The following is a 24942-nucleotide window of genomic DNA, read 5'->3' on the forward strand; positions in this document are numbered from 1 at the left end:
TTGCCCTCCTTATTTAGTATTGAGGGTTTGCGCCATTAATTCGGCCAATGCGTCCAAATCGGCAAACAGTCGGACTGCACGTTTTTCACCGAAGGCGGTAAAAATTCGTTTGCTGAATTCCTGCATGTTTTGCACCAGTGGTGCGGCGTATTCCTTGCCTTGCTCGGTCAGCGACAATAAACGTTCGCGTTTGTCTTGTTCGCTTTCGTGAAATGTCAGCAAGCCTTGTTCCGCCAGCGTTTTGCATGTGCCGGAAACGGTTTGCTTGGGCAGGCTCCATTCTTCGCCTATGTATTTTTGAGTGCGGCTGCCTTCGGTGGCTAAGGTGTAGAGAACGGCGAAGGTATTGTAGTTGGTGTTTTGCTGTTTAATCCATTGGTCGAATGCGCTGTCTATGTGGCTGATGCGCATACCGAGTTGGTCAAGTTGATTCATAAATTGGTCTCGATATTGACTAATTGGATGCGGATTATAGTCATATTTAGGACTAATTGCAAATAGAAGGCCGTCTGAAACAATCATTTTCAGACGGCCTTGAAACCGTTAAAATAATTAATGTAGAAACGATATATTCAAACTACGATAAACCTAATAAAACCATCTTTAGCACATACGCCATGATTCATTTCTTATCTCAAAATATTTCATCTAAACAAGCCACTGCCATCGGGCTGCTTGCTGTTGCCTTGTGGAGCTTCGTCATTTCCCTGATACGCTCTTTGAGCCTGCATATGGGGGCAGTGGGCGGCGCAGCAATGATGTACACCTTGTCCACCGTATTGATTTGGTTGATTTTTGGCAGGCCGCATTTGCGCAATTACAACCGCAGCTATTTGTTTTGGGCAAGCGTGTTTTTTGTCGGCTGCGAACTGTGTTTGTCGCTCTCGGTCGGTTTTGCGCAAAACGCGAGACAGGCGGTGGAAATCGGCATGGTCAATTATTTGTGGCCGACGTTTACCATTGTCGGGGCGGTGTATTTCAACAAGCAGCCATCAAAATGGTGGATAGTCATCGGCTTTGTGCTATCATTTTTGGGGATTGCCACTGTATTGGGCGGCGATGTCGGCTTGTCGATTTCCGGCATCTACCACAATGTCCGCACCAATCCCGGCGGCTACATCATGGCATTTGCGGACGCAGTGTTTTGGGCGGCATATTGTACGCTGACGGCGCGCGTAAAGGCGGAAGGCAGCAGCGTCGGCTTCTTCTTTGCGCTGGTGTCGATACTGTTGTGGATTGAGTATTTTCTCAGTGGCGCGGATACGTTGAATTTTGACTCCGTATCACTCGCATATGCCGTTGCCGCCGCCGCTTGCATGGGGTTGGGCTATGCGGTGTGGAATATCGGTATTTCGCGCGGCAACCTGACCGTATTAGCAGGCGCATCTTATTTCATTCCGGTATTGTCTGCGGTAGTGTCCTCGTTTTTGATCAGCGCGCCTTTGTCCATGACGTTTTGGCAGGGAGCGGGAATGGTGTGCTTAGGATCGATTGTGTGTTGGTTGGCGACCCGGAGAAAACAGATGGTGTGAGGCAATATCCCATAGCTTCGCGATATAACGAAAACAGCTTTTTTAACAACCAAACATTCTTTCCCATTTTCAGACGGCCTGTTTAAAGTAGCAGTCAGTTTGAGAAATCACGAGAAATGGAAAAGAATCATGACCGCAGCTTCAGCTCCGCTTTTGCGCTTCATTACCGCCGGCAGTGTCGATGACGGCAAATCTACCCTCATCGGCCGCCTGCTCTACGACAGCAAAACCTTACTGACCGACCAGCTTGACAAGCTCAACCGCGCTGCTGAAAACGGCGAAACGCCCGACTTCGCCAGCCTGACAGACGGCCTTGCCGCCGAGCGCGAACAAGGCATTACCATTGACGTGGCCTACCGTTATTTTGCTACGCCCAAACGCAAATTCATCATTGCCGATACACCGGGACATGAGCAATACACGCGTAATATGGTTACCGGCGCATCGACTGCCGATGCCGCCATTATTTTGGTTGATGCCACACGCGTCGATTTTTCAGGCAACGAACCTGTCCTCCTGCCCCAAACCAAACGCCACAGCGCGATTCTGAAACTCTTGGGCTGCCCCAACATCATCGTTGCCGTCAACAAACTCGACCTGCTCGACTTTGATGAAGCCAAATATCAAGCCATTACCGAGGCCTATCGCAAACTGACGGAACAAATCGGCCTCCAAGCCCAAATACACTTCCTGCCCATCAGCGCATTAAAAGGCGACAATATCGTTAATGCCAGCAGCCAAACCCCATGGTATCAGGGTTTGCCGCTTTTGCCTTTGCTCGAAAGCCTGCCTGTCAACCGTCAAAACGCCGCCGACCAAGCCACGCATTTTCCCGTACAACGTGTGGCACGCCAAGACGGCAGTAGCAGTGACGACTTCCGCGGTTATCAAGGCAGATTGGAAGCGGGCCGTCTGAAAGTGGGCGATGAAGTTAAAGTCCTGCCCAGCGGCCATGTTGCCAAGGTTGCCGAAATCTATAATGCAAACGGTAAAACCGAATCTGCCGAGGCAGGGAAGTGTTGACTGTTGTTTTGGATACGGACATCGATATTTCACGCGGCAACAGCATTGTTTCAGCCGACAGCGCCATTGTTCCCGAACAACAATTTCAAGCCGCGCTTTGCTGGTTTGACGATATTCCGCTCAATCTGCGCCGTAAATATTTGCTGAAACACACGACCCAAACCACGCCCGTAAAAATCAGCGAAATTGCCTACGTTTGGGACGTCAATACCCTCAGCCGGGTCGAATCCGCCGAAACGCTCAAGCTCAACGACATCGGCAGCGTCAGCCTCAAAACCCAGCAGCCGCTCGCCGCTGCCGCATACGAAGACAACCATGCACAAGGCGCGTTTATTTTGATTGACGAAGCCACCAACCATACTGTCGCGGCAGGCATGATACGCAAAGTCAGCGAAACAAACAGTTTTGAAATTTAAAAGAAAAGTTGCAATAAAAAAGGCCGTCTGAAGTTTCAGACGGCCTGTTATTTTATCCAAGGCGAAATGCTTATGCGCCGTAAACCGGATATTTATTGCACAAAGCAGTCACTTGTTCGCGGACTTTGGCGAGGTTGGCTTCGTCTTCGGGGTTGGCCAATACGTCGGCAACCAAGTTCGCCAATACGCGCGCGTCGGCTTCGTTAAAGCCGCGTGTAGTCATGGCGGCGGAGCCGATGCGGATGCCGGAGGTAACGAACGGTTTTTCCGGATCATTCGGGATGGCGTTTTTGTTGACGGTAATGTGTGCTTTGCCCAAAGCGGCCTCGGCGGCTTTGCCGGTGATTTTCATCGGTTGCAGGTCAACGAGGAAAACGTGGCTTTCGGTGCGGCCGGAAACGATGCGCAAACCGCGTTTGACCAACTCTTCCGCCATTGCTGCGGCATTGATTTTCACTTGTTTTGCGTATTGTTTGAACTCGGGTTGCAACGCTTCTTTAAACGCTACGGCTTTGGCAGCGATAACGTGCATCAACGGGCCGCCTTGCAGGCTTGGGAAGATGGCGGAATTCAACGCTTTTTCGTGGGTATTGTCACGGCACAAAATCACACCGCCGCGAGGGCCGCGCAGGGTTTTGTGGGTAGTGGTGGTGACGAAGTCGCAGAATGGCACGGGGTTAGGATATTCGCCGCCGGCAATCAGACCGGCGTAGTGCGCCATGTCGACAAAAAGGTATGCGCCGACTTTATCGGCGATTTCGCGGAATTTTGCCCAGTCGATTTGCAACGCGTAGGCAGATGCACCGGCCACAATCATTTTAGGTTTATGTTCAAGAGCCAAGCGTTCTACTTCGGCATAATCGAGAACTTCGTTTTCATCCAAACCATAAGTAATGGCGTTGTAGAGTTTGCCGGAGATGTTAACGCTTGCGCCGTGGGTCAAGTGGCCACCGTGTGCCAGAGACATGCCCAAAATGGTGTCGCCCGGTTTCAAAACAGAAGCGTACACGGCTTGGTTGGCTTGGGAGCCGGAGTGCGGTTGAACGTTGGCATAGGCGGCGCCAAACAGTTCTTTTACGCGGTCAATCGCTAATTGTTCAACAATATCAACGTATTCACAGCCGCCGTAGTAGCGTTTGCCAGGATAGCCTTCAGCGTATTTGTTGGTCAATTGCGAACCTTGGGCTTCCATAACGGCACAGCTGACGTAGTTTTCAGAGGCGATCAGCTCGACGTGGTCTTGCTGGCGCTTGTCTTCTTGGGCGATGGCTGCTGCCAAATCGGGGTCATATTGTGCGAGGGTAACGCTTTTTGAAAACATGTTCTCGATTCCTTTGTGATGGGCTGAAAAGAAAATATGGGATGGAGTGCTGCGAATTGGTTCAAGATGAACTATTTTTCTTGCATTGTCAACAATTGTGTCGGGTGCTTGGTTTAAGACGGCCTGAGATTGAAGGGCTTATTTGAAAATATCATCTTGTTTTAAATGAAAATCCATTTTTTCCAGAAGCGCGGCTAAGTCGGCTTCGGCTTGGGCGGCTTTAAGATTTTTTGCCAGTTCTACTAAGGCTACTGCATTTAATCGTTCTTTCTCCAGCCGTAGAGCTTCTTCGCTGAAGATTTTGATATTGTCTGCCGATTCGGCGGTATCTATTTTTTCAAATGGATAAAATGATTCTTCGTGTACGGCCAAACCGTCGGGCAGGGGCGCGGCATGGTTGAAATCGGCATCATTGACCGGCATCCATGAAGGATGGTTTTCAAGCAGGATAAATTGTCCGTCCATGCCGTTGATATGACGGAATAGGGTGGTTCGGCCATTGTGTAAACGCATAAGCCCGATTGTATGCCCAAGTCGGCAAGCCGTCTATAAAGCCGTTTCTCTCTATTTTTGCACTAACTTATGTTGATATTATTAATTTTGATGTAAAACAGTTTCGACTTAAAAAAGACTGGATAAAACGCCCGTGTTTGTTATAATGAAGCTAAAGATTGATTCGTCCTAGTTTTTGACAGCAGTACTTTTTTATTTAATTAACAAGAGAGGAAAACAAAATGTTTCCAGAATATCGCGATTTGATTTCTAAACTGAAACAAGAAGATGCACACTTTGCCCGTTTGTTTGACGAGCACAATGAGCTGGACGATAAAATTACCGGTTTGGTTAACAACCCTGTTACCAGCGGTGCCGAAGAGATTGAAGAGCTGAAAAAAGCCAAACTCAAACTCAAAGACGAATTGTATGCTCTTCTGCAAAAAGCAGCAGGCAAATAATTAAAAATTGAATAAGGCCGTCTGAACGGTATGATAGAAATCTCGGATTTCGTTTCATGCTGGTTCAGACGGCCTTTTTAGTTGTTTGGTATTTTGCTATTTTTTATTAGCGCAATTTAACTATTAATTGTAAATCACTCTTAATTGCATTGAAAACTCTGTTAAGTTTATTTAAAATCCAAAATGATTTTAATTTTAAACAAACAAAACCAAGAGAAACAATGCAATGAAAACATTCACACTCGCCATTTTGCCTTTGGCGTTAATTAGTGCATTCTCACACGCAGCTGAAGAGAAAGCTGTTGAACAGGCAGAAGTCGATACCGTTTACGTTACTGCCGAGAAGCAGTTGCAACAGTCGCTCGGCGTATCGCGTATTTCTAAAGACGACATCGACAAACGCCCTGCAGCCAATGATATTTCCGAATTTGTCCGCACCATGCCCGGTGTCAATCTGACCGGCAATACGGCAACAGGTCAGCGTGGCAACAAACGCCAAATCGACTTGCGCGGTATGGGTCCTGAAAATACTCTGATTTTGATTGACGGCAAGCCGGTTAACTCGCGCCAGTCCGAGCGTATCAGTATGCGCGGTGAACGCAATACGCGTGGCGACAGCAACTGGGTGCCGGTTGAAGAGATTGAATCGATTACCGTTTTGCGCGGTCCGGCGGCGACCCGTTACGGCTCGGGCGCGATGGGTGGCGTGGTCAATATTGTTACCAAAAAAGTGTCTAAAGAATTTAAAGGCCAAGTCAATCTTTACGCCAATCAGCCGCAAGACAGCAAAGAGGGTGCAACCCGCCGTATCGGCTTCAATTTGAGCGGTCCGATTATTCAAGATACTTTGGGCTTCCGCATTTACGGCAACCTGAATAAAACGGATGCAGATGCGGCCGATATCAATGCAGGACACGGCAACGACAGCGCGGCCGGTGTAGAAGGCGTACGCAATAAAGACATTGCCGGCCGTCTGCAATGGAAAATCAGCCCTGCACAAACATTGATTTTAGACAGCAGCTACAGCCGTCAGGGCAATATCTACAACGGCGATACGCAAAACAGCAATCCGCGTTCTGCTTTAGTTAATTCTCTGGCCGACAGTAAAGCCGAAACTGCCCGCTTATACCGTTCTGCTTATTCTTTAACGCATGATGGCGCATGGGAATGGGGCGATACCAAAAACGTGATCAGTTATGAGCGTACAGTCAACAGTCACTTGCCTGAAGGTTTGGCCGGCGGTCCGGAAGGCAGCTATACAGGCTTGGATTTTGTTCAAAGTCGTCTGAAAAACCTGCGTTTCAGCAGCGAAGCGAATATTCCGTTTAAACTTGGTGTCGATAACGTGTTGACGGTTGGTGCAGAATTTACTGACAGCAAATTGGACGATCCTGCCTCCAATACTCAGGGATTTAAAGACCAAGGCAAAACCGATGCGTTTAACGGCATCTCCGCAACGCGCGGTGGTAAGGCATCTCAACGCAACTGGGCGGCATACGTTGAAGACAATATTTCATTGACCGACAAAACCCATCTGATTCCGGCTATCCGTTTTGACCACAACAGCGACAGCGGTAGCAACTGGAGTCCGGCTTTGAACTTCTCGCATCAAATCGGCGAAAATTGGTTGGTCAAAGGCGGTGTTGCCCGTGCGTACAAAGCGCCAAATTTGTATCAAACCAATCCTGACTTTATCCTGTACACACGCGGTCAGGGTTGTCCGCTTAATGCGCCGAACAGTGTCCGCTGCTACTACATGGGCAACGGAAATTTGAAACCTGAAACCAGTATCAATAAAGAGATTGGCCTTGAGTTCAACAAAAACGGCTGGCAGGCTTCTGCAACCTATTTCCATAATGCGTACCGCAATAAAATCGTGATCGGCGACCAGCTCATTGCTACCAGCAATATCGGCAACTGGCTCCTGCAATGGGAAAATACGCCGAAAGCGACTATTTCGGGTATCGAAGGCAACTTGGTGATTCCGTTGCATGACACACTCAAGTGGAGCAACAATTTCACTTACATGCACAAATCCGAAGATTATCAAGGCAATCCATTGTCTTTGGTGCCGAAACACACCATCAACAGCACATTGTCTTGGACACCGAACGAACGCTTCGATGCCAACCTGACCTTTACCCACTACGGTCGCACCAAGCCGCGCGGCGTGGCAGTCAACCGTTTGGAGCAAAACGGCAATCCGCGTGCAGGCGTGGCAGCGTTGTCTTCCGAACATAACCAAACGCAAGTCGGCTCTTACGGTATTTGGGGCATCAATGCCGGCTACAACTGGAATAAACGCGTGGCCGTCCGTGGCGGTATCAGCAATCTGTTTGACAAAAAACTGTATCGCACAACTGCCGGCGCACAAACTTACAACGAGCATGGCCGTGCCTTCTACGGCAGTTTGAAAGTATCGTTTTAAGTAGAAGCGTATTAAATCAGGCCGTCTGAAACGGTGTGAAATGAAATCTAAGATTTCTGACACATGGTTTCAGACGGCCTTTTGATTTTTAAATTTAGAAGCATTTGTTGTTACGGAATTTGCTTCACTTTTTAGAAAAGTAAAAAGGGCGACACTCGCCGCCCTGAGAATACAAACTGCTTATTCGACCCAAGTCACCATTTCATCAATCGGTTTGCGTGATTTTTTAGTGATTTCTTTGGCGCGATAGCCGAATGTTGCCGCTACGGATACGCCCCATTCGTTGGCATCAAACAGGCCTTCTGCTGCCAATACTTCGTTCATTTTGTCGTAGTTGAAGCCTTCTATTGGGCAGGAATCGATGCCGATGGCCGCTGCACCTGTAAGCATATTGGCCAAAGCAATATAGGTCTGCTTACCGCTCCAGTCAAAGAGTGCGCGTTGGTCGTCGGCAATTTTAATGTCGGTTTCTTGGAAGCTTTTGTATCTTGCCAACGCTTTTTCCAGCTGCTCTCCTTGCAGGCCCCTGCGTTCGGCAACACTGCGGAAGAACGGGGTGTCGTAACGCGCATTTTTCTTGGCAAGGATAATCACCAGATGGCTGCAGTCGTCCAGTTGCGATTGCATGCCCCAGCTGAAAGGCTTGATTTTCTCACGCAGGGCTTTGTTTTGAATCACCAAGAATTTCCATGGCTCGGAGCCGACAGAGCTGGGCGAGAGGCGGGCAAATTCTAAAATCGCTGCAAAATCTTCTTGGCTGATTTTTTTGTTGGGATCGTAATAACGGGTGGAGCATCGATTTTCGAATACTTGCAGCATTTGTTCGCGTGTAATTTGATTCATCTGGTTTTCCTAATAAATGAAGATGTTATTCCAATATCCGGTTCCTTTTGAGGTATCATTACCGGCATAACCTTAATGAGGAAACAGGCTGGGGCAACATTATGTTAAATCAAACCTAACGGCTAGGCTATCTTTTAAATCTGAAATTCGCAAAAAAATTCGATAAAAATCAATATAAATACGAAAAGGCCGTCTGAAACTTTAAACGTTTAAAGTTTCAGACGGCCTTTGATTTCAAATCCTGATTACAGATGAGGATTCATCAGGTTTTCCGGGGAGAGGATGCGGTTGAGCTCTTCTTCGCTCAACAGGCCGCGCTCTAGTACGACTTCGCGCACGCCTTTGCCGGTTTGGGCGCAGATTTTGCCGACCAAGTCGCCATTGCGGTGGCCGATGTATGGGTTCAGATAAGTGACCAAACCGATGGAGTTGAAGACGTAGTGTTCGCAGATTTCGCGGTTGACCGTAATGCCTTTGACGCATTTGTCGGCCAGGTTGACCGCGGCGTTGCCCAAGAGGGAAATGGTTTCAAACATACATTGGGCGATGACCGGCTCCATAACGTTCAGCTGCAACTGACCTGCTTCGGCTGCGAAAGTGATGGTGGTGTCGTTGCCGATGACTTTGAAGCAGACTTGGTTGACGACTTCAGGAATCACGGGATTGACTTTGGCAGGCATAATGGAAGAACCGGCCTGTAATTCAGGCAGGTTGATTTCTTTCAAACCGGCGCGCGGACCGGAAGAGAGCAGGCGCAAGTCATTACAGATTTTGGACAGTTTGACGGCTGTGCGTTTCAATGCGCCGTGTACCATCACATATGCGCCGCAGTCGGAGGTCGCTTCGATCAGGTTTTCAGTCAGTTTGCAAGGCAGGCCGCTGACTTCGGAGAGTTTCTCAACAACCAAAGCCGCATAGCCTTTAGGCGTATTCACGCCGGTACCGATGGCGGTGGCGCCGAGGTTGACTTCAAGCAGCAGGGAGCGGGTGCGGTCGAGGTTGAGGATTTCTTCTTCCAACAACACTTGGAAAGACTGGAATTCTTGACCGGCAGTCATCGGCACCGCATCTTGAAGCTGGGTGCGGCCCATTTTCAAAACGTCTTTAAATTCTTCGGCTTTTGCGGCAAAGGCGTTTTTCAGGATAGCCAGTTTGTCGAGCAATTCGCCGATGCTGTAATACACGGCAAGGCGGAAGCCGGTAGGGTAGGCGTCGTTAGTGGATTGGCTGGCGTTGACATGATCCATTGGATTGACGATGTCGTAGTGGCCTTTTTCGTGACCCAAGACTTCCAGTGCGAGGTTGGCAATGACTTCGTTGGTATTCATGTTGACCGAAGTACCGGCGCCGCCTTGATAAACGTCGGACGGAAATTGGTCGAGGCAGCGGCCTTTGACCAATACTTCATCGCAGGCTTTTTCGATGGCTGCCGCGATTTCCGGCTTAATGGCACCCAATGCGCCGTTGGCTTGCGCGGTGGCTTTTTTAACCATGACCATGCTGCGGACAAATTGCGGTACGTCGGAAATTTTTTGTGTGGAAATTTTAAAGTTTTCAATGGCGCGCAAAGTATGGATGCCCCAATATACTTCAGCAGGGATCTCGCGGTCGCCCAGTAAATCGTGTTCGATTCGTACAGTCATTTCTCTTACCTTCTCGTATAGTTGTGTTGGTGTGCATTATGCGTTTGGAACATTAGCCCAGTTTGGCAAGATTGTCCAGTCGGTAAGGCTTAATCGTCAGGGTGAAAGCGTGCCGCTTCGCGCTCTTTTGCGGCTGTCTCTTTATCTTTCAATTTCGCGCCCAAGCCCAACATTTTTTCATATTCGGATTGCGGCGTGCCATCCTCTTCCATGCCGAATGCGCTGGCATTGACCCAAAGGGAAAGCAGGGAAACGATGAAGGCGAAAAAACCAACGATATACCAAAACATTTTTTTCTTCCTTGTGTGTCTGCGGGTGCAGATTGTTGTGGTTTGTAAAGATGTGAATGTAGCACAAACGCGGTTGGGTTTAAATTCTTCTCCCGCATCCTTTCATTGATTTACCTGTAATTGTTTAGAAAGGAAAAGGCCGTCTGAAAAGTAAGACTTTTCAGACGGCCTCGGAGGCTTTGTCGGGAAGATTTAGCCGCCGCATGCGCCGCAGCAACCACCTTCGCCATGACCGCCGCGTTTTTCTTCGTTGTTGATAACGGGCAGTTCGGTTTCTTCAGTTTGCTCTTTTTTATCTTCAGGCAAATCGTTTACTTTGATTTTGTTTTCTTCGGCCATGATACATCCTTTCAATGGATTGAGGAGTGGAAAGATTCATAAAGATAGCATCTTTAAGCGGATAAACCAAGCAGCACAAAACTGCCTTGTGATAATGCCATGACTTGGAACAATAAATTTGCTTGTAAAAGCGTTCAGGCCGTCTGAAAAAAATCCAAAGAAGAGTGTTGGTTTTTATGGTTTGAATGGCAGCAGAAAGATTTAAGAATGCTTGATCTGAAGGGATAAACTGACATGGATTTCAAAAAACAATACAATGTTATCATCTGGAAACCGCCAATTTATCGGAGCATATATGTATTCACACCACAGCGAACGCCATTTCAGCGACCGCAATAACTGGCTTCGGGCAAGCGTATTGGGTGCCAATGACGGCTTGATTTCTACTGCCTCGCTGTTGACGGGCGTAGCCGCAGCCGCGCCTGATTTCCAAACCCTGCTGTTGACGGGCGTTTCGGCGCTTATCGGGGGCGCGGTATCAATGGCGGCGGGGGAGTACGTTTCCGTGTCCAGCCAATCGGATACGGAAAAAGCCGATTTGCACAAAGAATGCTACGAATTGGCAAATAATCCTGATGCGGAGTTGGAAGAGCTGACGGAAATTTACCGCCGCCGCGGTTTGTCCGACCCGCTCGCCACAGAGGTGGCCAAAGCCTTGATGGAACACGATGCACTCGCCGCTCATGCACGTGACGAAATCGGCATTACCGAAACCTCTGCCGCCCAACCCATGCAGGCCGCGCTGGCTTCTGCTGCTTCATTTTGTGCCGGAGCGATTTTGCCTTTACTGGTCGCATTGACAGCTTCTACCGCCATTGTTCCGACCTTGGCAGTTTCCACTTTGTGCGGACTGGCAGGACTGGGCTATGTCTCTGCCAAACTCGGCGGCGCACCTGTCGTTCCTGCTGTTTTGCGCGTGTGCATATGGGGCGTTGCAGCATTGGTGATAACCGGATTTATTGGAAAACTGGCAGGTGTGACCGTCTGATTGTAAGGCCTTATATTCTTTTAAACCTGTATCCAGTAAAATTGAAAATTGATTTGATCGCTAAAGGCCGTCTGAAAATTTTTCAGACGGCCTATGGTGCTTGTATTTACTTATTACAAACTGTTTTGTCATGACCTATCCGATTCCCAAACCCCGTGAAAAATCCCGTTGGCTCAATCTTTCGCAAGGCTCGCTGCCCTTGGCTTTGGCGCGTTATCTGCCGCATAAGCAGCTCAAGGTTGTCTTGACCCAAGATGCGGAACAGGCGCTACGCCTTCAGACGGCCTGGCTGTTTTTCCGTCCGCACGATACGGCGGTGTTCCTGCCGGACTGGGAAACGCTGCCTTACGAGCGTTTTTCACCGCATCAGGATTTGGTATCGGAGCGGCTCTCGGCTTTATGGCAGATTAAGAGCGGCGCGGCGGACGTGTTGTTTGTGCCGGTTGCCACGGCGATGCAGAAGCTGCCGCCTGTGCCGTTTCTGGCAGGGCGCACGTTTTGGCTGAAAACGGGGCAGACTTTGGATATAGGCCGTCTGAAAAGTGATTTGGTGGATGCAGGTTATAACCATGTTTCCCATGTTGTCGCGGCAGGCGAGTTTGCCGTGCGCGGCGGCATTGTCGATTTGTTCCCGATGGGCAGCGAAATGCCATACCGCATCGATTTGTTCGACGATGAAATCGACAGCATCAAAACCTTTGACACTGAAACGCAACGCACCATTTCCCCCGTTTCCGAAATCCGCCTGCTGCCGGCACACGAGTTCCCCACCGACAGCGAGGCGCAAAAGATTTTCCGCAGCCGCTTCCGCGAGGAAGTCGATGGCAATCCGAACGATGCTGCTGTGTACAAAGCCGTCAGCAACGGCCATTTCGGTGCGGGTGTGGAATATTATCTGCCGCTATTTTTTGAAAACGAGCTGGAAACGCTGTTTGACTATATCGGCAAAGATGCGCTGTTTGTCTCTTTGGGCGATGTTCATGCCGAGGCAAACCGTTTTTGGAGCGACGTTAAATCGCGTTATGCCATGGCGCAGGGCGATGAAACTTATCCGCCTTTGCTTCCACAGCATTTGTATCTCTCTGCCGATGTCTTTGCAGGCCGTCTGAAAAATTATGGTCAGGTATTGCCGGATATTTTTGGTGATGAACATACGTTGCCAAACGTGGCCGTCAACCGCCAAGCAGATGAACCGTTGCAGGCGTTGAAGGATTTTCAGACGGCCTTTGACGGACGGATTTTGTTGTGCGCCGAAAGTCTGGGACGGCGCGAAACCATGCTCGGCTTCTTACAGCAAAACGGTTTGAAAGCCAAACCTGTGTCCGACTGGCAAGGCTTTTTGTCGGCGCATGAGCCGCTGATGATTACAGTGGCGCCGTTGGCTTACGGGTTTAAATTAGAAGATCAAAACATCGCGGTCATTACCGAATCCGATCTTTATCAATATGTTGCCCGCTCGCGCAAACATCATCGTAAGAAACACGCTGCCGTTTCAGACGGCCTGTTGCGCGACCTTGCCGAAATCAATATCGGCGATCCTGTTGTGCACGAAGAACACGGCATCGGCCGATATATGGGTTTGGTCACAATGGACTTGGGCGACGAAACCAACGAAATGATGTTGCTCGAATACGCGGGCGAAGCACAGCTTTATGTGCCTGTTTCGCAGCTGCATTTAATCAGCCGCTACTCCGGTCAGGCGCATGAAAACGTCGCCCTGCACAAACTCGGCAGCGGCGCGTGGAACAAGGCGAAGCGCAAAGCCGCCGAAAAAGCGCGCGATACCGCCGCCGAGTTGCTCAACCTCTACGCCCAACGCGCCGCTCAATCGGGACACAAGTTTGAAATCAACGAGATGGACTATCAGTCGTTTGCCGATGGTTTCGGCTATGAAGAAACCGAAGACCAAGCCGCCGCCATCGCCGCCGTGATTAAAGATTTGACGCAGGCGAAGCCGATGGACCGCCTTGTGTGCGGCGATGTCGGCTTCGGCAAAACCGAAGTTGCCCTGCGCGCCGCGTTTGTGGCGGTAATGGGCGGCAAACAGGTCGCCGTACTCGCCCCGACCACGCTTTTGGTCGAGCAGCACGCGCAAAATTTTGCCGACCGCTTCGCCGATTTCCCCGTAAAAGTCGCCAGCCTTTCGCGTTTTAACAACAGCAAAGCCACCAAAGCCGCGCTGGAAGGCATGGCGGACGGCACGGTCGATATCGTTATCGGCACGCACAAGCTGGTACAGGATGACGTAAAATTCAAAAACTTAGGGCTGGTCATCATTGACGAAGAACACCGTTTCGGCGTGCGCCAAAAAGAGCAGCTCAAACGCCTGCGCGCCAATGTCGATATCCTTACCATGACCGCCACACCGATTCCGCGCACTCTCAGCATGGCGCTTGAAGGTCTGCGTGACTTCTCGCTGATTACCACTGCACCGAGCCGTCGCCTCGCCGTCAAAACCTTTGTCAAACCCTTCAGCGAAGGCAGCGTGCGCGAAGCCGTATTGCGCGAACTTAAACGCGGCGGGCAGGTATTTTTCTTGCACAATGAAGTGGATACGATTGAAAATATGCGTGAGCGGCTGGAAACCCTGTTGCCCGAAGCCCGCATCGGCGTGGCGCACGGACAACTGCGCGAGCGCGAGCTGGAGCAAGTCATGCGTGACTTTTTGCAGCAAAGATTTAACGTGTTGCTCTGTTCCACCATCATCGAAACCGGCATCGACATCCCCAACGCCAACACCATCATCATCAACCGCGCCGACAAATTCGGACTGGCGCAACTGCACCAACTTCGTGGGCGCGTTGGTCGCAGCCACCACCAAGCCTATGCCTACCTGCTTACGCCCGAATACATCACCAAAGACGCAGAAAAACGCCTCGATGCCATCGCGGCGGCAGACGAACTCGGCGCAGGTTTCACCCTCGCCATGCAGGATTTGGAAATCCGCGGCGCAGGCGAAATCCTTGGCGAAGGACAATCCGGCGAAATGATACAGGTCGGCTTCACACTCTACACCGAAATGCTCAAACAAGCCGTGCGCGATCTCAAAAAAGGCCGCCAACCCGACCTTGACGCGCCATTGGGCATTACCACCGAAATCAAACTGCACAGCCCGACATTACTGCCTGAAGACTACTGCCCCGACATCCACGAACGGCTCGTCCTCTACAAACGCCTCGCCGTCTGCGAAACCGTTCAGCAAATTAACGCCATACACGAAGAACTCGTCGACCGCTTCGGCCTGCCCGAACAACCCGTTAAAACCCTCATCGAAAGCCACCACTTACGGCTTGCGGCAAAAGAATTGGGTATAGACGCCATCGATGCGACCAGCGAAGCGGTAACGGTAACCTTTGGAAAAAACAACAATGTCGATCCAACCGAAATCATTCTGCTGATTCAGAACGACAAAAAATATCGCCTTGCCGGAGCCGATAAGCTGCGATTTACCGCAGAGATGGAAAACATCGAAGTGCGGATTAATACAGTGAAGAACGTATTGAAGACTTTGAAAGAAAGGGTGATGGTTAAGTAAGTATGAAGGAAAAAAGGCCGTCCGAAAACCTGTTGTCAAGTTTTCAGACGGCCTTTGGGCAGACTCAGCAATGGTTATTGGCGTTTTGCACCGTAACCGCCAATCATGTGTTCGCTGCCGTCTTCTTTTTTCAAACCGTATGTACCGCCGATTTCTGCGGCAGACGGACCGAAGAATTTACCGCTCAAATTACCTTTCAAACCGGCTGAAGCAGCTTCGACCTTGCCGAGGAAGAGGTTACCGTTTTCCCATTTTGCCGTACCTTGCATGTCGTATTTCTCATCGGCTTTGGTTACACGGCGGCCGTTGGCGTCGAGAGAATGGAATTGGGAATTAGCAGTCTCAAAGCGTACGCCTTTCAAGCCAAAATCGACAATAGCTTTAACATCGGCAGTCAGTTGACGGCTTTGGTTGTTGTTTTTCACAACGTAGGCTGTGGTCAAGCCATTGTAAGTTGCTGTGCCGTTGGCAGGAAGGGCCGTAAACTTAGTTTCGTCGCCCAAGCTTTGATAGCCGTGAATAACGTCAGACTTCGGATCGATATAATGGGCGAAAGTTTGGTACGTCCAGCCGGCCGCAGCAGGGTCATGCATGACGATTTGTGTGCCGTTGGCAAAGCGGATGATGTAGATGCCGTCGAATCGTTTGTCAAATACAGTCCCATTCTTATCTTTAGCAATGTATGCTAGCTGATTGGCATGGTTTTCTGCTAATTCTGTTAAATCTTGGCGTACTTGCCTTGCATCGTCATAAGCTTTCGCAGCTGTATTTTTAGTTTTTTCAGCGGCATCTCTTGCGTCTTTGCTAGAAGTACGCGTTGCTTTTGCAGATATTACATTTTGGTTTGCAGATTGTAGGTTTTCCTCAGCATTTTCCCAATTATTTTTAGCCACTTTGAATTTGGCCAAATCCTCTTTATTCAAATTTTTTGTTAAAGCGGAGATTTGTTTATCTAGTTCATCTTGTGCTGTATTTAAGGCTTTATTGGCATTTTCTAACTCTTCTACACTGTCTCCTGTCGTCTTTTCTATGGCAGCTTTAAAGTTGGCTTTTGCTTCTTCTAATTCTTTTTTTGCTTTTTCAAAAGGTGCGGTTTCCATCTTCGAAGCAGCAATTTCTTGCTCTAGGGCATTTTTTGCTTGTTTAACATTTTCTTGTGCCGTGATAAGTTTGTTTGCATCTTTTCCAGTTACATCTTTTTTTATAGCTTCGAATTCGGCTTCCGCTTGATCAAGTTTAGCTGCTGCATTCTTGATGACGGTTGAATGAGGATCAAGTGTTCCCAGCATTGAGTTATATGCCTTGGAGGCTTGTCGTTCTGCTTGGGTTTTGTTTTTCAGTGCCTCGGCAAAAGCATTTGTATCATTTGCCAGTTTTCGTTCGGCAGAGGCTAAAGCACTTTTTGCGTTTTCAGACTTTGTATATAGCCCAACAATTTTTTTATCCAGCGTGGATTGTCCGACTTTGAATTCATTATTCGGTTCTTGTCCCGTTTGTTCGCTGACATCGCTCTTGGTTTTACCGCCTGAAAATGCTTTGGCAATGATGGAGTCTGTGGTAGTAAATTGAACCTGTGTTGCGTTGCCTTCTTCTGTTTTGTTATACAACACGATTGCATCTAATTTAACTTCATCATTAGCTTTAAAATCTAAAGAGCTAACTAAACCGTTTTGATTATTTGTTTGATTGTCCGTATAAAACAGTTTGTTAGTATCATTGTTGCGGCGCAACTGAACGTTTGGATTACTTTGTTGCGCGCTTGCCGAAGAAATGAAGCTGGTAGATAACGGAGTGCCTGCATTCAACGGAGAGATAGGTTTTTCATCCGTCAATTCTTCGAGTTTGTCGGCTTTATTGTTGGTGGTTTCAACGGGAGATTCATTGTTGTTATGAGTATTACTTGGGGTATGTTGTTATTGTTGTTTTTACCACCATTTTTTTCGGGACTGCCGCTACCAGCGGTATTGGTTGAGCCGGTAGAAAGTGCTGCATTACCACCGCCGCCACCTCCACCACAGGCTGAAAGGATTGCGGCGCTGATAGCAGTTAAGATGAAGGTTTTGATTTTAGTGTTGATTGCAGACATATTGTTCCCTTTTCTGTTGATTGGTTATAGTGCGTTTTATTAAACGGCATAAAGCAATTATCATAGATATAATTGTAATAAAAATAAACTGTTTTTTATGTTTTTATCGGTATGGTTTGTTTAATGAAGGTTTGTGTTTGATTTATGCGACAAAGGGTTAAAGGGTTGTTTAATGATATTAAGCGATTGGTTGTGCAATGAGCCGATGGATAATAGGAAGATTCTGGTGGCTAAAATGGATTATCCTGTTTTTACTTCAAACCACCATAAATAAGGAATGTGTATTGCAGGTAGTGGGTGTGAAGTACACTCATGGGCTTTTAGCAGAAGCAGTATAAAATAAAGGCCGTCTGAAAATACTGAAACTGTCGGTGTTGAAAATCAAACCTAAGGTTACTAAATCGAACAGGGAGTTATTATGAAAATGAGGGCAATGATACTGGGTGTTACAGGTTTGATATTGTCCGGCTGCTTTTCTACTGATGAAATTAAGTTGGAAGATATTCGGAATTTTAAAATTAATGTCAATGAAGCTAAGGATAATAGACAGGTTCATTTGACTGGCTTATTAGGCAATAGTGCAATGGGTATTTCAGATATCAAAACAACTATCCGCAACGATGAGCTGAATATTACTTTATTTCAAAAATTAGCAGGTTCGGAATACTCAGGAACATTAGATAAAGAAATTGCTCTTGAAAGCAATATCAAGAAGATTACTTATGGTTCTAAACACGAGATGATATGGCAAGACTAAAAATACAATAAAGGCCGTCTGAAAAAAGATTCAGACGACCTTTAAAATTATAAATGGATAGATTTTTTGGCTATCCTATTTCGATAACATTTCAAGATTTTTCTGCGCAGAAAAAGGAATACAGCAACTGTATCATCTCGGTTACCCTCGGGTCGGCAATGTAATATTGCCGTTCCCGATGGTTTACCTCAAACGATACCAAACCGGCTTCACGTAGTAGGGCTAATTGGCTGGACATTGCCGCTTGCGGCAGTCCGGATGATTCAGCCAACTCAGTTACATTGTGCGGCCTTTCATGTAGTTTGCACAATACGGCGAGGCGGTTGGGATTGGCCAGTAGTTTGAGAAAAGCGCTGGCTTCTTCGTAGGGCGGTTGATTGTCGGCAATGGTCATTTTTCACGCTTTTCGGCAAATGAGGAGGTCGAATTATCAGTCATAATGTCCTCGGCAGCAACTTTCAGACGGCCTTTGCTTAATGGTTCCATGGCATTTTGGCCAGCAGGCGAGCCATGCCGCAGAATCCGGTTAGTCCGGCCGTTAATAGGCCTGCGCCGACCATCACGTCTATCAGATAAAACCAAGGCGATACCAGCCAACCTGCCAGCACACCCAACAGAATCAAACTGCCCGCAATGGTTTGCACCTGCCGCATGATATCCGGTGTGGCACGGTCGGCAACAATAGGAAGTCCTACTGATTTCCATGTTTGTAAGCCGCCTTCTAGAATATAGCATTCTCGACCTTGGCCAAGCGCTGACAATATTGTTTCTGCCCGTGTTGTACGTTTACCGCTCAGGCAATAAAAAATCAGGCATGGGGCTGTATCATCGGGCAGTTTGTCTCGCTGCTGTTCAGGCGGAAGGGATAATGCACCGACAATATGCCCGCCCCGATATTCGGCTTGGCTTCGGATATCGACTGCCAACGCGCCCTCACGGATTTTTGCCATTGCTTCGGAAGGCGTAATTCGCGGGAGTTGTCCGACCGTACTCATGTTTTGCCTTCGTTATTTTTTGTTGATGCGGCAGGTGTTGATGCCCAATAAACTGTACAGCGCGCAGTTGCCAATCAGTGCTGTACCCAGGGGGATGATGCCCAGCCAACCCCACCAGCCAATTTGTCCGGTAGCGGCTGCAGCGATTAGTGCTACACCGATAACAATACGGATTACGCGATCCAAAGTACCCAAGTTTCGTTTCATTTTATTGCTCCTTGTTTAAGAATGGATTGTCTATAAATAAACACATATAATAAAAATCATATATGAGAAATATTATAGCTTTAAAGATGACTTTGTCAAATGGTTTACAGTAAAAGTGTAATGAATATTTGCATTGTATTTTTTAAACGCACAAATAGAATCAATCTCCAACGGTATGGTTAAATGTAAAAATACAGCCTGATATTTTCAGACGGCACTGGAGATGATCTATATAATATTTTATTTATATTGGAAGAATTGGTAGTCAGTTTTCAGAAGGAATCAAATCATGACCGATTTGGAAAAGAAGCCCAATGGAGAAGATTTGAAGACTGGATAATCCGTTGTGTAACTAGCAAGGGAGAGGAGATACTTTAAAATCAAATTGTCTACGAATTATAAAAGGCCGTCTGAAAATTGAATTTCAGACGGCCTTTTGGTTTCTTTATAACGTCGTTCGTATTATCAGAAACGATAGTTCACGCCCAAGGCAAACTCGCGGCCGCGTTCGTAGAAGGGCACGCGTCCGTTGCCGTCAGGGAAGCGTTGGCTGTGCGAACGGTATTGCTTGTTGCCGATGTTGTTGACGGCGAAGTTGACGTTCAGGTTGTCTTTTTTCAGCGGCTGCCAGTTGGCGTAGATGTCGTGTACGCCGTAGCCTGATTTCTTGCCGTGTATCGTGCCTTGTCCGCGGGCAACGTCGGTGTATTTCACGCTTTGGGCGTAGCGGCCGCGCCAGCCGATTTCGAGTTTGGGATTTTCAAACTGGTAAGACAGGCCGGTCAGCCATTGGCGGCCGGTATTCCAGAAGGTGAACGAGCTTTCGTGGTCTTCCGCTTGAATCGGGCTTTCGCCGTAGTACATTTCGCCGTTCAGACGGGGTTTGACGTAGGACACGCCGGCGCGCGCGGTCAGGCCGCCCCAGCGATAGGATGCGTCAAGTTCATAGCCGTAGGTTTTGAGCGTGCCGCCGTTGTAAATCTTGCCGCGTTCGGTGATGGAGGCGGTGTTGTTGTTGATTTTTGCCCAACGATAGACGATGAGGTCTTTGATGCGTTGGTGGAACACGCTGCCGCTGACGTTGAAGTTGTCGTTGCGCCATTTGAAGCCCAATTCGGCACGGCGGGCGGTTTCAGCTTTGAGGTTGCTGTCCAAATCGGCGGCAGCGCCTGCACGTTCGTTAGCCAACAGGGCTTCGTTCAGGCGGGGCGCACGGCTTGCCTGATTGAGGTTTGCCAAGAGGGAGAAGTTGTCGTTGATGTCCCAAATCGCGCTGATACTGGGGTTGAGCTGACCGTGCGACGCGCTTTGTTTGCTGGCGGCGTTGTATTTGAAATGGTCGTAACGCAGGCCGGTGGTCAGGGTAACGGGGTGCAGGTTCCAAATGCCTTCCGCGTACACGCCGTATTCAGCCTTTTTCTCTTTGTCGCGGTCATACAGGCCGAGAATTTTCAGCCATGCGCCTTTGTCGGAAGGCTCGGAGGTTTCGTGGCGGTAGTTGACGCCGTATTTCACCATGTGTCCGTCGCCGAAGGAGCTGGCGAGGTTCAGATTCGCGCCGGTTGCTTTGATTTTGCTTAGCTCAAGCTGACCGATGGGAACGCCGCCTTGCGCCGTGCCGGAAGCTTGGGCTTTTGGAGAAGGAGCGCCTTTAGGCGGTTTGGTGTCGTCGGTGTTGATTTTGAAGACATTGGCGTCGATTTTGTCGATAAAGCCGACGTTGCGGCCACGGTATTCCAGATTGTAGGTCTGCTCTTTTTGATAAGTGCCATCCACGCCGATGTAGCTGTCAACGTTTTGGAACTCGGCTTTGTCGGTGCGGTTGCCTTTTTGGTATTCCTGACGGTAGGTCAGGCGGATGCCGTGGTCGTCGTTGAAATCGTAGCCGAGTTTGGCGAGGTAGCTGTGCTGTTTCAGACGGCTGCCGAGGTTGACATTGCCGTTGCCGTCTTTGTAGTCACGGTTGTTGAGGAAGTTGCCTGCAAATAGGGCATCAAAGCCGTTTTGATAGCCGTAAACCGCTGCGTTGCCGGTTGAGCCTTTATTGCTGCTCAAGCCTGCGCCCAGTTTGAAACCGAAAGGTTTGCCGTCGGTCAGCAGGTCTTTTGCGTCAACCGTTGTCACGCGGATGGTACCGCCGACCGCACCCAAACCCGCGCTTGCCGCGCCTGTGCCTTTTTCGACGTTGATGCTTTTCACCAAAGCAGGATCAAGCTGGAAGCGGCTTTGGTGGTGGAAGATTTTGGTGGATTGGCTGGTGTTGTCGACTTCTAGGTTAATTTTGTCTTCACCAACGCCGCGGATGCTGTAAAATTGTGCTACGCCGTTGCCGCCACCGACATCCATACCGATTTGGTCTTTCATGACTTGTTTTAAATCGGTCGAAATTTCGCGGTCGAGCTGGTTGCGGGTTACACGAGTCGGTACGGCAGTACCGGTAACCTTAATTTCATTCAGCTCGGCAGTTTCTGCGGGTTGCAAATTTTCGGCATGAGCGAAGCTTGTTGATAATGCGAGTGTAATGATACTAAGGCGGAATACAGGAGAGGAGACCTTATTCATGATTTTTCCTAAGTAAAAAAATTGACTGCTTATTCTAATTATTATAATAATGATTATCAAATTCTTAATGAATATTAATAAATATATTCTGTTTTATTCCAGTCTAAAATTAATAGGATTTTATAAAAATCAATTAGTTTATATTTTAGTTAAATTTAGTAAAGATTCTTTGGTTAAGAAAGGGGTTAAGTCTTACTTTTTCTGAGAGGGAGAGATGAGATAGCTTGAATATCTGTCAATAAAGAATTTTGTCTATCAGTGTTTTATTTAAAAAGGCCGTCTGAAAAGTATTTTTCAGACGGCCTAAATATTTATGTTTTACAGTAAAGGGCTCATCAGGCGGACGGCATTTTCCACGAGGCCGCGGAGTTTAGAGCGTTGTTGCCATGATTTGATGGCAATGTAGCTGCTGTTTTTAAGGTAGCTGCGTTGCAGGTGGCAGATTTGTTTGGTGGTATCGCGATCGTAGATGGCGAGGCTGATTTCGAGGTTGAGGAAGAAGCTGCGCATGTCCATATTGACCGTACCGAAGAGGGAGTAGTCTTCGTCTATGGTCAAGGTTTTGGCATGTAAAAGCCCACCTTCAAACATGGCGATTTTGACGCCGGCTTCCAGCAGCATAGGGTAGTAGGCGCGTGAGGCGTAGCGTACCATCAGTGAGTCGACTTTGGCAGGCAGTATCAGGGTTACTTTGACGCCGCGTTTGGCGGCGACGGTTAATGCCATGAGAAGCGGCTCGTCGGGGACGAAGTAGGGGGTGGTAATTGTGATTTGTTTGGTAGCGGCATAGATGGCGCTGATGATAGTTTCGTAGATGACGAAGCTGCTTTGCTCGGGGCGGAGGGAATGATTTGGGCAACAATATTGCCTTGCTGCATTTTTTCGGGAAGGATTTGGGGCAGCAGGTTTTTGCTTGGTTGAGGTATGTTTGTACGTTTTGGAGGTTTTTATCGGTTTCGACGGCAAGGTCGGCGAAGAAGACGGCTGACAGTTCCAGTACCATAGGCCCTGTGCAACGCATCATGGCATCTATCCATTCGCCGACGCCTGAGTTTTGTTTGAAGTAGCGCGGATCGACGAGGTTGAAGCTGCCGGTGTAACCGATTTTGCTGTCGATGACGAGGAGTTTACGGTGGTTGCGCAGGTCGGTGCGTGTGAATAATGTACGCCAGATGCCGACAGGTAATGAGGTATGTACTTCTACGCCTGCTTGGCGCAGTTTCTCTACCCAATCGCTTTCAAGAAAGCTCCTGCTGCCGACGGCATCGGCCAGTATGGCGCAGTCTACGCCTCTGGCTTTGGCGGCAAGGATTTCATTTAGAATTTCTTCGATGCGGCCTTTGGGCTCGATAATGTAAAAGGCCAACAGGCAGGAATGGGCTGCGCCGCGTATGTCGGCAAGCATACTGTCGATGATGGTGTCGGTGGTTGAGAGCAGGCTCATGGCGTTGCCTCGGGTTGCACCCAGCCCCGTTCCTTTTTCGGCAACTTTACTGATGCCGTGGTAACGCGATTTCACTTGGTCGGCAATATCGAGATACATATCGGTAAGGTGGGCGGCGGCAAAGTTGCGGTAGAAACGGTTCATTTCTCCGGTACGTTTGGCGCGGGCCGTACCGAGACGCGGCTCGCCGATGAGGATGTAGGCGATGGTTCCGAATACGGGGAAAAGGAAGAGGATAATCAGCCAGGCAAAGGTTGAGCCGATGTTTTTTTGTTTGTACAACACGCGCAGCATGCAGGCGAGTGCGGCGCAGGTGTGGGCGAAGATAAAAATCTCGGTCCAGGTGATGTCTTTTAAGAAATTCATATTAGGTGGGGAGTGGTTGGGTTTTTCAATTTGAAGGTTTGGGCCGACAAGCTTCAAATATTAAGTATATAGAAAAACCGTCTGAAAACAAATTTACACGATAATTGTGTTTTTTGTTTTCAGACGGCCTTTGCGTTGCTTCCATTAACGGTGATACTGACGGGACAATTCGTGTACGGTATCGACCAAGATTTTGGCATGTTCGGGGTCGGCGTGTTGGTTGATGCCGTGGCCGAGGTTGAATACATGGCCGCTGCCGTGTCCGTAGTCAGCAAGAATGCGTGCGACTTCGGTGCGGATAGATTCGGGCGTACCGAAAAGGGCAAACGGGTCGAAGTTGCCTTGCAGGGCAACTTGTTCGCCGACGCGACGGCGGGCTTCGCCGATGTTGCAGGTCCAGTCCAAGCCTAATGCGTCTGCGCCGATTTCTGCCATGCTTTCCAGCCATAAGCCGCCGCCTTTGGCAAATACGATAACAGGCACGCGGCGGCCTTCGCTTTCGCGTTTGAGTCCGGCTACGATTTGACGGATGTATTTCAGGCTGAATTCTTTAAATGCGGCATCGCTCAACACGCCGCCCCAAGTGTCGAAAATTTGTACGGCTTGTGCGCCGGCATCGATTTGGGCATTGAGATAAGCGGTAACGGCTTGGGCATTGGTGTCGAGGATTTTATGCAGCAAATCAGGGCGCGAATACATCATGGTTTTGATGGTGCGGAATTCTTTGCTGCTGCCGCCTTCAACCATGTAGCAGGCGAGTGTGAACGGGCTGCCGGAGAAGCCGATGAGCGGAACTCGGCCGTCCAGTGCTTTACGGATGGAAGTTATCGCGTCAAAGACGTATTGCAGTTTTTCCATGTCGGGAACTTGCAGTTTGGCAATGTCGGCTTCGTGTTGCAAAGCGCGTTCAAATTTCGGGCCTTCGCCTTCGGCAAAATACAGACCCAAACCCATGGCGTCGGGTACGGTCAGAATGTCGGAAAACAGAATTGCCGCATCCAGATCGAAGCGGTCTAAAGGCTGGATGGTAACTTCTGTCGCCAGCTCGGTGTTTTTGCACAAATCGAGAAAGCTGCCTGCGCGCGCGCGCGTGGCTTTGTATTCAGGCAGATAGCGTCCGGCTTGGCGCATCATCCAAATGGGCGTGTATTCGACAGGCTGTTTGAGCAGGGCGCGGAGGAAAGTATCGTTTTTCAGAGCAGTCATGATAAATA

20 protein-coding genes and 2 pseudogenes are annotated in these 24942 nt (G+C 48.8%); 7 read left to right on the forward strand and 15 right to left on the reverse strand.

The window, feature by feature from the left end; genetic code table 11:
- Positions 1 to 9 precede the first annotated feature (9 nt).
- The gene (locus tag KCG54_RS04215; RefSeq protein ID WP_107810328.1) at positions 10 to 435 is read right to left on the reverse strand and encodes a MarR family winged helix-turn-helix transcriptional regulator; all 426 of its coding nucleotides are present in this window, start codon (positions 433 to 435) and stop codon (positions 10 to 12) included.
- 182 nt (positions 436 to 617) lie between these two features.
- Between KCG54_RS04215 and yddG the strand changes: the two genes are divergently transcribed.
- Together yddG and KCG54_RS04225 are read left to right on the forward strand one after the other, a co-directional pair.
- The gene (gene yddG / locus KCG54_RS04220) at positions 618 to 1532 is read left to right on the forward strand and encodes an aromatic amino acid DMT transporter YddG (protein WP_254324757.1); all 915 of its coding nucleotides are present in this window, start codon (positions 618 to 620) and stop codon (positions 1530 to 1532) included.
- A gap of 129 nt (positions 1533 to 1661) precedes the next feature.
- Positions 1662 to 2971 (forward strand): annotated as a pseudogene (locus KCG54_RS04225) (sulfate adenylyltransferase subunit 1).
- Between the two features lie 70 nt (positions 2972 to 3041).
- On the opposite strand, the gene glyA reads toward KCG54_RS04225, so the two are convergent.
- Complete coding sequence (gene glyA, locus KCG54_RS04230) at positions 3042 to 4292, reverse strand: serine hydroxymethyltransferase (protein ID WP_254322746.1); 1251 nt, start codon at positions 4290 to 4292, stop codon at positions 3042 to 3044.
- Positions 4293 to 4430: 138 nt separating this feature from the next.
- On the reverse strand, positions 4431 to 4805 hold the full coding sequence (locus KCG54_RS04235; protein WP_070585602.1) for a hypothetical protein: 375 nt from the start codon (positions 4803 to 4805) through the stop codon (positions 4431 to 4433).
- 221 nt (positions 4806 to 5026) lie between these two features.
- Here KCG54_RS04235 and KCG54_RS04240 point away from each other — a divergent pair, with 221 nt between their 5' ends.
- Positions 5027 to 5245, forward strand: a complete 219-nt coding sequence (locus KCG54_RS04240) for a YdcH family protein (RefSeq protein WP_003685475.1) — start codon at positions 5027 to 5029, stop codon at positions 5243 to 5245.
- Positions 5246 to 5471: 226 nt separating this feature from the next.
- A complete protein-coding gene (locus KCG54_RS04245) occupies positions 5472 to 7673 on the forward strand; it encodes a FepA family TonB-dependent siderophore receptor (RefSeq protein ID WP_254324758.1) in 2202 nt (733 codons plus the stop codon).
- A 180-nt stretch (positions 7674 to 7853) separates the two neighbouring features.
- On the opposite strand, the gene KCG54_RS04250 is transcribed toward KCG54_RS04245, so the two are convergent.
- The 4 genes from KCG54_RS04250 to KCG54_RS04265 all read right to left on the reverse strand — a co-directional run bounded on the left by KCG54_RS04250 (position 7854) and on the right by KCG54_RS04265 (position 10788).
- Positions 7854 to 8516 (reverse strand): NAD(P)H-dependent oxidoreductase, encoded by a 663-nt coding sequence (locus KCG54_RS04250; protein WP_070826894.1) that lies wholly within the window; start codon positions 8514 to 8516, stop codon positions 7854 to 7856.
- Between the two features lie 245 nt (positions 8517 to 8761).
- Entirely contained in the window at positions 8762 to 10159 is a 1398-nt protein-coding gene (aspA, locus tag KCG54_RS04255) for an aspartate ammonia-lyase (RefSeq protein WP_254324759.1), read from the reverse strand.
- An 89-nt stretch (positions 10160 to 10248) separates the two neighbouring features.
- The gene (locus KCG54_RS04260) at positions 10249 to 10449 is read right to left on the reverse strand and encodes a hypothetical protein (protein ID WP_003746297.1); all 201 of its coding nucleotides are present in this window, start codon (positions 10447 to 10449) and stop codon (positions 10249 to 10251) included.
- A gap of 192 nt (positions 10450 to 10641) precedes the next feature.
- Entirely contained in the window at positions 10642 to 10788 is a 147-nt protein-coding gene (locus KCG54_RS04265; RefSeq protein WP_049336812.1) for a hypothetical protein, read from the reverse strand.
- Between the two features lie 295 nt (positions 10789 to 11083).
- Between KCG54_RS04265 and KCG54_RS04270 the strand changes: the two genes are divergently transcribed.
- Positions 11084 to 11776 carry a VIT1/CCC1 transporter family protein gene (locus KCG54_RS04270; protein ID WP_070625692.1) on the forward strand — a complete coding sequence of 231 codons (693 nt, stop codon included), beginning with the start codon at positions 11084 to 11086 and terminating at the stop codon, positions 11774 to 11776.
- A 130-nt stretch (positions 11777 to 11906) separates the two neighbouring features.
- Positions 11907 to 15311: a transcription-repair coupling factor gene (gene mfd / locus KCG54_RS04275; RefSeq protein WP_254324760.1), complete on the forward strand. Its 3405-nt coding sequence runs from the start codon at positions 11907 to 11909 to the stop codon at positions 15309 to 15311.
- A 74-nt stretch (positions 15312 to 15385) separates the two neighbouring features.
- Here mfd and KCG54_RS04280 read toward each other — a convergent pair whose 3' ends face one another.
- Together KCG54_RS04280 and KCG54_RS04285 are read right to left on the reverse strand one after the other, a co-directional pair.
- Positions 15386 to 17143 (reverse strand): transferrin-binding protein-like solute binding protein, encoded by a 1758-nt coding sequence (locus KCG54_RS04280; RefSeq protein WP_254324761.1) that lies wholly within the window; start codon positions 17141 to 17143, stop codon positions 15386 to 15388.
- Positions 17140 to 17397 carry a hypothetical protein gene (locus KCG54_RS04285; protein ID WP_254324762.1) on the reverse strand — a complete coding sequence of 86 codons (258 nt, stop codon included), beginning with the start codon at positions 17395 to 17397 and terminating at the stop codon, positions 17140 to 17142. The genes KCG54_RS04280 and KCG54_RS04285 overlap by 4 nt, the downstream gene beginning before the upstream one ends.
- A gap of 418 nt (positions 17398 to 17815) precedes the next feature.
- Here KCG54_RS04285 and KCG54_RS04290 point away from each other — a divergent pair, with 418 nt between their 5' ends.
- Complete coding sequence (locus KCG54_RS04290) at positions 17816 to 18154, forward strand: hypothetical protein (protein ID WP_254324763.1); 339 nt, start codon at positions 17816 to 17818, stop codon at positions 18152 to 18154.
- A 91-nt stretch (positions 18155 to 18245) separates the two neighbouring features.
- Here the strand turns inward: KCG54_RS04290 and KCG54_RS04295 are convergent, their stop codons facing one another.
- From KCG54_RS04295 to hemE, 6 genes and pseudogenes are all read right to left on the reverse strand, one after another.
- A complete protein-coding gene (locus KCG54_RS04295) occupies positions 18246 to 18548 on the reverse strand; it encodes an ArsR/SmtB family transcription factor (RefSeq protein WP_063068694.1) in 303 nt (100 codons plus the stop codon).
- Between the two features lie 79 nt (positions 18549 to 18627).
- On the reverse strand, positions 18628 to 19149 hold the full coding sequence (locus tag KCG54_RS04300; RefSeq protein WP_254324764.1) for a rhodanese-like domain-containing protein: 522 nt from the start codon (positions 19147 to 19149) through the stop codon (positions 18628 to 18630).
- Between the two features lie 12 nt (positions 19150 to 19161).
- Positions 19162 to 19356: a YgaP family membrane protein gene (locus KCG54_RS04305; RefSeq protein ID WP_003685761.1), complete on the reverse strand. Its 195-nt coding sequence runs from the start codon at positions 19354 to 19356 to the stop codon at positions 19162 to 19164.
- Positions 19357 to 19821: 465 nt separating this feature from the next.
- Positions 19822 to 21918 carry a TonB-dependent receptor plug domain-containing protein gene (locus KCG54_RS04310; RefSeq protein WP_254324765.1) on the reverse strand — a complete coding sequence of 699 codons (2097 nt, stop codon included), beginning with the start codon at positions 21916 to 21918 and terminating at the stop codon, positions 19822 to 19824.
- A gap of 318 nt (positions 21919 to 22236) precedes the next feature.
- A pseudogene (gene cls / locus KCG54_RS04315) lies at positions 22237 to 23728 on the reverse strand (cardiolipin synthase).
- 144 nt (positions 23729 to 23872) lie between these two features.
- The gene (hemE, locus tag KCG54_RS04320; protein WP_254324766.1) at positions 23873 to 24934 is read right to left on the reverse strand and encodes a uroporphyrinogen decarboxylase; all 1062 of its coding nucleotides are present in this window, start codon (positions 24932 to 24934) and stop codon (positions 23873 to 23875) included.
- Positions 24935 to 24942: the final 8 nt, after the last annotated feature.

The organism is Neisseria subflava, from assembly GCF_024205705.1.
Classification (GTDB): Bacteria; Pseudomonadota; Gammaproteobacteria; order Burkholderiales; family Neisseriaceae; genus Neisseria; species Neisseria subflava_D.

Bases quoted from the DNA above. Each gene is read 5' to 3' on its own strand.
- KCG54_RS04215 (WP_107810328.1), bottom strand. From the start codon at position 435: ATGAATCAACTTGACCAACTCGGTATGCGCATCAGCCACATAGACAGC.
- yddG (WP_254324757.1), top strand. From the start codon at position 618: ATGATTCATTTCTTATCTCAAAATATTTCATCTAAACAAGCCACTGCC.
- glyA (WP_254322746.1), bottom strand. From the start codon at position 4,292: ATGTTTTCAAAAAGCGTTACCCTCGCACAATATGACCCCGATTTGGCA.
- KCG54_RS04235 (WP_070585602.1), bottom strand. From the start codon at position 4,805: ATGCGTTTACACAATGGCCGAACCACCCTATTCCGTCATATCAACGGC.
- KCG54_RS04240 (WP_003685475.1), top strand. From the start codon at position 5,027: ATGTTTCCAGAATATCGCGATTTGATTTCTAAACTGAAACAAGAAGAT.
- KCG54_RS04245 (WP_254324758.1), top strand. From the start codon at position 5,472: ATGAAAACATTCACACTCGCCATTTTGCCTTTGGCGTTAATTAGTGCA.
- KCG54_RS04250 (WP_070826894.1), bottom strand. From the start codon at position 8,516: ATGAATCAAATTACACGCGAACAAATGCTGCAAGTATTCGAAAATCGA.
- aspA (WP_254324759.1), bottom strand. From the start codon at position 10,159: ATGACTGTACGAATCGAACACGATTTACTGGGCGACCGCGAGATCCCT.
- KCG54_RS04260 (WP_003746297.1), bottom strand. From the start codon at position 10,449: ATGTTTTGGTATATCGTTGGTTTTTTCGCCTTCATCGTTTCCCTGCTT.
- KCG54_RS04265 (WP_049336812.1), bottom strand. From the start codon at position 10,788: ATGGCCGAAGAAAACAAAATCAAAGTAAACGATTTGCCTGAAGATAAA.
- KCG54_RS04270 (WP_070625692.1), top strand. From the start codon at position 11,084: ATGTATTCACACCACAGCGAACGCCATTTCAGCGACCGCAATAACTGG.
- mfd (WP_254324760.1), top strand. From the start codon at position 11,907: ATGACCTATCCGATTCCCAAACCCCGTGAAAAATCCCGTTGGCTCAAT.
- KCG54_RS04285 (WP_254324762.1), bottom strand. From the start codon at position 17,397: ATGTCTGCAATCAACACTAAAATCAAAACCTTCATCTTAACTGCTATC.
- KCG54_RS04290 (WP_254324763.1), top strand. From the start codon at position 17,816: ATGAAAATGAGGGCAATGATACTGGGTGTTACAGGTTTGATATTGTCC.
- KCG54_RS04295 (WP_063068694.1), bottom strand. From the start codon at position 18,548: ATGACCATTGCCGACAATCAACCGCCCTACGAAGAAGCCAGCGCTTTT.
- KCG54_RS04300 (WP_254324764.1), bottom strand. From the start codon at position 19,149: ATGAGTACGGTCGGACAACTCCCGCGAATTACGCCTTCCGAAGCAATG.
- KCG54_RS04305 (WP_003685761.1), bottom strand. From the start codon at position 19,356: ATGAAACGAAACTTGGGTACTTTGGATCGCGTAATCCGTATTGTTATC.
- KCG54_RS04310 (WP_254324765.1), bottom strand. From the start codon at position 21,918: ATGAATAAGGTCTCCTCTCCTGTATTCCGCCTTAGTATCATTACACTC.
- hemE (WP_254324766.1), bottom strand. From the start codon at position 24,934: ATGACTGCTCTGAAAAACGATACTTTCCTCCGCGCCCTGCTCAAACAG.